The 6,353-nt window shown below is 28.8% G+C and carries 6 protein-coding genes and 1 other annotated feature; of the genes, 3 read left to right on the plus strand and 3 right to left on the minus strand.

The window, feature by feature from the left end; translation table 11 throughout:
- Positions 1–106: 106 nt before the first annotated feature.
- Complete coding sequence (metG, locus tag H9660_RS06965; RefSeq protein WP_191749647.1) at positions 107–2,050, minus strand: methionine--tRNA ligase; 1,944 nt, start codon at positions 2,048–2,050, stop codon at positions 107–109.
- Positions 2,051–2,138: 88 nt separating this feature from the next.
- Positions 2,139–2,375, minus strand: a binding site (T-box leader).
- A gap of 61 nt (positions 2,376–2,436) precedes the next feature.
- Entirely contained in the window at positions 2,437–2,775 is a 339-nt protein-coding gene (locus H9660_RS06970) for an SdpI family protein (RefSeq protein WP_191749648.1), read from the minus strand.
- Positions 2,776–2,948: 173 nt separating this feature from the next.
- On the opposite strand from H9660_RS06970, the gene H9660_RS06975 reads away from it, so the two are divergent.
- Positions 2,949–3,446 (plus strand): aromatic acid exporter family protein, encoded by a 498-nt coding sequence (locus tag H9660_RS06975; RefSeq protein ID WP_191749649.1) that lies wholly within the window; start codon positions 2,949–2,951, stop codon positions 3,444–3,446.
- Between the two features lie 11 nt (positions 3,447–3,457).
- Complete coding sequence (locus H9660_RS06980; RefSeq protein ID WP_191749650.1) at positions 3,458–3,958, plus strand: FUSC family protein; 501 nt, start codon at positions 3,458–3,460, stop codon at positions 3,956–3,958.
- A 121-nt stretch (positions 3,959–4,079) separates the two neighbouring features.
- On the opposite strand, the gene H9660_RS06985 is transcribed toward H9660_RS06980, so the two are convergent.
- A complete protein-coding gene (locus tag H9660_RS06985; protein ID WP_191749651.1) occupies positions 4,080–5,846 on the minus strand; it encodes an aminopeptidase P family protein in 1,767 nt (588 codons plus the stop codon).
- 162 nt (positions 5,847–6,008) lie between these two features.
- Between H9660_RS06985 and H9660_RS06990 the strand changes: the two genes are divergently transcribed.
- Positions 6,009–6,305 (plus strand): DUF5680 domain-containing protein, encoded by a 297-nt coding sequence (locus tag H9660_RS06990; protein WP_191749652.1) that lies wholly within the window; start codon positions 6,009–6,011, stop codon positions 6,303–6,305.
- Positions 6,306–6,353 lie beyond the last annotated feature (48 nt).

Here is a 6,353-nt window from a genome sequence, read left to right on the forward strand (position 1 = left end):
TAGAATTAAGGAGAAAACTCAGCTTAAGCTGAGTTTTGTATTTTTATAATTTAGCTGGCGCTAAATTATTCCCTCAATTTTACATTCTTCATTCTTAATTTTTAATTTATCTTACACTGCTTCCTGTTGGTAGCTCTCCTGGATTTACTAGTTTTAATAAGCTATCATCATCTGTAGCTGCTGCTAGTATCATTCCTTGTGATAATTCCCCTCTTAGTGTTACTGGTTTTAAGTTTGCTACTAATACTACGTATTTACCAACTAATTCTTCTGGTTTATAGTATTGAGCTATTCCTGAAACCACTTGTCTTTCTTCTCCATTTAAATCTACTTTTAGCTTTAGTAACTTTTTAGCTTTCTTTATTGGTTCACAAGCTAATACTTTTACTACTCTTAAGTCTATTTTTTCGAAGTCTTCTATAGTAATTTCTTCTTTTATTGGAGTTATTTCTCTCTTTTCATCCTTTTTATTAGCTGCTAATTGTGCTTCTCTTAAAGCTTCTAATTCTGCTAACTTTTTATCTACATCTATTCTTGGGAATAGAGCTTCTCCCTTTTGAACCTTAGTTCCAACTACTGTTCCATCAAAGCTATTTAATGATTCAAATGTAATATTTCTTGCATTTATTTGTTCATTTATCTTCTTGCTTGTATCTGGTAAGAATGCTGATAATAATACTGAAGAGAATCTTAAGCTTTCAACTAAGTTATATAAAACTGTTCCTAGTCTTTCTTTCTTTTCTTCATCCTTAGCTAATATCCAAGGTGTAGTTTCATCTATATACTTATTTGCTCTTCCAATTAAATCAAATATATATTCTAAAGCTTCTGGTATTCTAAGCTTATCTATTGCTGCATTTACCTTCTTAGGAGTTTCTAAAGCTAAGTTTATTAATTCATCATCTATAGCTTCTTTAACATTATTGTTTGGAATTACTCCATCAAAATATTTTTCTATCATAGCTACAGTTCTAGATAATAAGTTTCCTAAGTCATTGCAAAGATCTGAATTTATTTTCTTTATAAATATTTCATTATTAAATAATCCATCTGCTCCAAATGGAATTTCTCTTAATAAGTAGTATCTAACAGCATCTACTCCAAAGTTTTCAACTAAAGCAACTGGGTCAACTACATTTCCCTTAGATTTAGACATCTTTCCTCCATCAACAAGTAACCATCCATGTCCGAATACTTGCTTTGGTAATGGTAAATCTAAAGCCATTAACATAATTGGCCAATAAATAGTATGGAATCTTAATATATCTTTACCAATTAGGTGAACATCTGCTGGCCAGAATTTTTCATAAAGCTCTTTATTGTCACTTCCATATCCTAAAGCTGTTATATAGTTTGAAAGAGCATCTATCCAAACATAAACAACGTGTCCTTCATCAAAAGTAACTGGAACTCCCCAATTAAAGCTTGTTCTTGAAACGCAAAGATCTTGTAATCCTGGTTTTAAGAAGTTATTAACCATTTCATTCTTTCTTGATTCTGGTTGAATAAAATCTGGATGAGCTTCTATATAATCCATTAATTTATCAGCATATTTACTCATCTTAAAGAAATAAGCTTCTTCTTTTGATTTTTCTACTGGTCTTCCACAATCAGGACAGTTTCCATTAACTAGTTGAGTTTCAGTCCAGAAGGATTCACATGGTGTACAATATAATCCTTCATATGATGACTTATATATATCTCCATTATCATATAATTTCTTAAATATATCTTGAACAGCTTTTATGTGATAATCATCAGTAGTTCTTATAAATTTATCATAGCTAATATTCATTAACTGCCATAAATCCTTAATTCCTGCTACTATTTCATCTACATGCTCCTTAGGTGTTATACCTTTTTCTTCTGCTATTCTTTGAATCTTTTGTCCATGCTCATCTGTTCCTGTTAAGAACATTACATCATATCCAGTTAATCTCTTATATCTAGCAAGAGCATCTGCTGCTACTGTAGTATAAGTATTTCCAATATGAAGTTTAGTTGATGGATAATAAATTGGTGTAGTAATATAATATGTCTTTTTACACATACCATTTTCCTCCTAACAATAATTACTTAATTTAATAAAAAATACTCATAAATAATAAAAAAGTCTCTACATAGATTATTAAAACCTACATAGAGACGCATTATACGTGTTACCACTCTAATTCATATTTATTTCGCAATAAATACCTCAACAGGTGACCATTATCACCTTGCAATATAACGGTTGCTCCCGTATTTCCCTAGCAATTAAGCTCAGAAAACATGCTCCAAGGCCATCTTCATAAAGTTTTATGCCACTAGCTTTCACCTACCCTAGTTCTCTTTAGACATTCTCTCTTTACTACTCTTCTTTTCATAGCATTTATTTTATTATTACTCTTATGATATGCTATATTAAAATTACTGTCAATTACTTTTAATTTATAGTTATTTATTAAATTTCTTTTTAATAAGCCTATCTATCATCATTCTTGAGAAAACAACCATAAATAAACTGAATAATAGAATAAAGGTTAATACACCTTCACCAAACATAAACAATAGTAAAGTATTTACTATAAATAATAAAGTCCCTATAGAGCCAAAAATTTTAGCAGCTACTTTATTTGAGTATTCCCAAGCTAACTTATTCTTAATTGCATATTGATTTTTATATCCAAACTTATTTTCATCAAATTTTGTTGAGTTAGACTCATATAATCCCCCAAATATAAATAAACCTATTGGTATAATTTCAATAATTAATAAATAAAACCAAAAATTCATACTAACCTTCTTTCTAGAATATTCTCTAAGTATTATCAATTATAATTCTATAATAACTATTTATACTTTCGCAATAATATTTACATTCTTTTGTATTATTAACAAATATTTTGGTACTAATTTTTTTACACCTTATATGCTATAATTATATTAAAACGATTGGGGTTGATACTGTGAAAACTTTCGAATTGCCTCATATAGGATCCAGAAATATTAAAACAGCTTTATCTGTTTTAGTATGTCTTATACTTTGGCCAAATTCTCTTTTTGCAGCAATTGCAGCTGTAATCTGTGTTCAAGACACTGTAGAAAATTCTGTTAACCTAGGTGTGAACAGATTGATTGGAACACTTCTTGGTGGTTTATTAGGAGTTATATTTCTATATATAGCTAATGGACTTAATTTGCACAAAGTTTTACCATTAGTAGTAGCCTTTGGCGTTTCATTAATTATATATATCTGTAATATAATAAAAAAACCTCACGCTTGTTCTATTTCATCTATTACATTAATGAGCATACTAGTATCTCAAAGCTATAATAATCCACTAAGCTATTCTTTGCAAAGAACAATTGAAACAGCTTTTGGGGTAATTGTTGCAATTTTAATAAATAAGTATATACATCCACCTAAAGAGAATAATACTATCGATGAAACTAACAAAAAATAAGGAGTCATTATATGAATTTAAACTTTCCTAAAATTGGTTTAAGAACAATAAAAACTGCACTTGCAGTATTTTTATGTCTATTACTTTTTCCAAGCGAACCTTTTTTCGCTTGCCTAACTGTTGTCTTTTGTGTTCAAGATACTGTATCCAATTCTATTAAGATGGCAATAAATAGAGGCTTAGGAACAGTTTTAGGTGCTACAACAGGACTTTTATTTCTAATAATATGTAGATTTTTAACCTATAATATTGAACCTTACTTTATTAGAAAGCTTTTAGTATATTTAACTATTTCAATAGGAATCATAGTTGTTATTTATTCATGTAATTTAATAAATAAGCCTGGTGCTATAAATGTATCTTGTATTGCATTTCTTGGAGTGACTACCGTTCATGCATTTACTGATCCAATTTACTATGCACTTAATAGAACTATAGAAACTCTTTTTGGGATATTTATAGCTCTATTAATTAATAGATTTATAGCACCACCAAAACAAAAAAAGGCCTAAGCCTTGTTTAAATGTAAAATGTAGAATTAAGAATTAAAAATTGTGGAAGAAATTCAGCTTAGGCTGAATTTCAACCTTCATTTTACATTATTTTTACATTATACATTCTTAATTATTCATTCTATATAGTTCTAGTTTCGCGTTTTAAGAATTCTTTTTCTTCTTCGCTTAAGTATGGGCTTAGTTTTCCAAATACCATTTCGTGATAGTTGTTTAACCACTCTTTTTCTTCAGAAGAAAGCATTTCTACGTTAACTCCATCTAAATCTATTGGACAATATGATATAGTTCTAAATTTATAGAATTCCCCAAACTCCTCTGACACAAAATCTTTTTCTACTATTAAAGTATTTTCTGTTCTTATTCCGTGTTTTCCTTCTTTATAAACACCTGGTTCATTAGTTAATATCATTCCTGGCTCTAAAACTACATTATTTCCACTTGGTCTTATTCCTTGTGGCCCTTCATGAACATTTAAGAAAAATCCTACTCCATGACCTGTTCCACATTTATAGTCTATTCCATAATTCCAAAGAGGTCTTCTTGCAAGAATATCTAAATTAACTCCTGTACTTCCTCTTAAGAATTTAGCAGATGCTAATCCTATATGTCCTTTTAAGACTAACGTATAATCTATTTTTTCTTCTTCTGTTATAGGTCCTAATATAAATGTTCTTGTAATATCAGTAGTTCCATCTAAATATTGAGCTCCTGAATCTACTAAAAACATACCTTCTGCTTTTAATTCATATTCACTAGCTTCTGTAGCGGAATAGTGCATCATAGCTGCATGATCCTTATAACCGGCTATAGTTCCAAAACTATCCCCTTTGTAATTTTCCCCCATTGCTCTAAACCCAGTTAATTTTTCACTAGCTGATATTTCACTAATCTTTTCTTTACCTATATTTTCTTTAAGCCATTTTATAAATTTAACCATAGCTACTCCATCTCTTACTTGAGATAATTCCCAGTTAGCTATTTCAGTTTCATTTTTTATAGCTTTTAAATTAGTTGTTACATTAACTTCTCTTATTACTTTTATTTCTCTATTTAAAGCAGTAAAGATTTTAGCATTTAATTTATTTGGATCAAGTACTACTGTTCCAGATAAAAGTTTTACATCAGCTTCAATATCATCATAGCCCTTGATTTCAAATCCTTCAGATTTTAGTTTATCCTTAGTTTCATTATCAACCTTATCTTTATCTATATAAAGAGTTGCATAATCTTTTCCTACTATTACATAAGAAAGAGCAACAGGATTAAACTTAACATCATTACCTCTTATATTACATAACCAAGCTATATCATCTAAAGAAGATAATATAAAGCTATCAGCACATTTTTTATCCATATTATTTCTAACTTCATTTAGCTTTTCACCAGCTGATTTTCCTGCATACTTTTCATCATGTAAAAAAATCTTATTTTTAGGTAATTCACTTCTTTTATTCCATATGTCTTCTAACAAATCTTTTTCCATGTTAATGCTAAATTTCTTTTCATTAGCTATATTTAAATAGCTTTCATATTGATTTACTGAAAATAGTCTTCCATCAAAGCCTAGAACATCATTTTCTTTTAAATTATCTCTTATCCATTCTTCCATAGTTGGATATCCTGGTGTATTTATTTTCATAAGAGATATTCCACTATTTTTCAATTCATTCTCAGCTTGAATAAAATATCTTCCATCAGTCCAAAGATATGCTTTATCTAGTCCAACTAAAAGAGTTCCTGCTGATCCTGTAAATCCAGATATAAATTCTCTTCCTTTAAAATATTCTGCAACATATTCACTTTGATGAGAATCACTACTTGGAATAATATAATAATCTATATTTTCTTTTTTCATAACTTCTCTAAGATTTTTTAAGTTATTCATATATTTTGCCCCCTATGTTAAATTATAACTATATTATACATTTATAAATTTCCATAATCTATAGTAACTCACTTTAAAATTAATTGTATTTCTATAACGCTTATTGAATATTCCATATTTTTCCTTTATAATTATTGTACTGTACTTTATGGGGGGATTATTATGGGAGACTTAATTAATTTTATTGATTTCATTGTTGAGGCTAAAAGAAACACTTATGCTTCTAATGCTAAAAAGGATAAACCACTAAGACCAAACTCTACAGACTATTCTTATAAGAAATATAACTACTATTACCAAGATAGCTTTTTAGGAAGCAAAAATTTTGTTGGTGAAGAAAGGGTTTGGAAAGATGAAAAGGTTTATTGGGGAATGAACTATAGAGGTGAACTTCTAGTTAATGAGGTACCTACTGGTTTTAGTAAATTCCTGATAGTGCAAGCTTTTTGTGACATTTAAAATTAATTGCATATTGTTGCTGTAATATTAATATTGTTTCTCCTTATA

It is taken from the genome of Clostridium gallinarum, assembly GCF_014836325.1.
Lineage (GTDB): Bacteria > Bacillota > Clostridia > Clostridiales > Clostridiaceae > Clostridium > Clostridium gallinarum.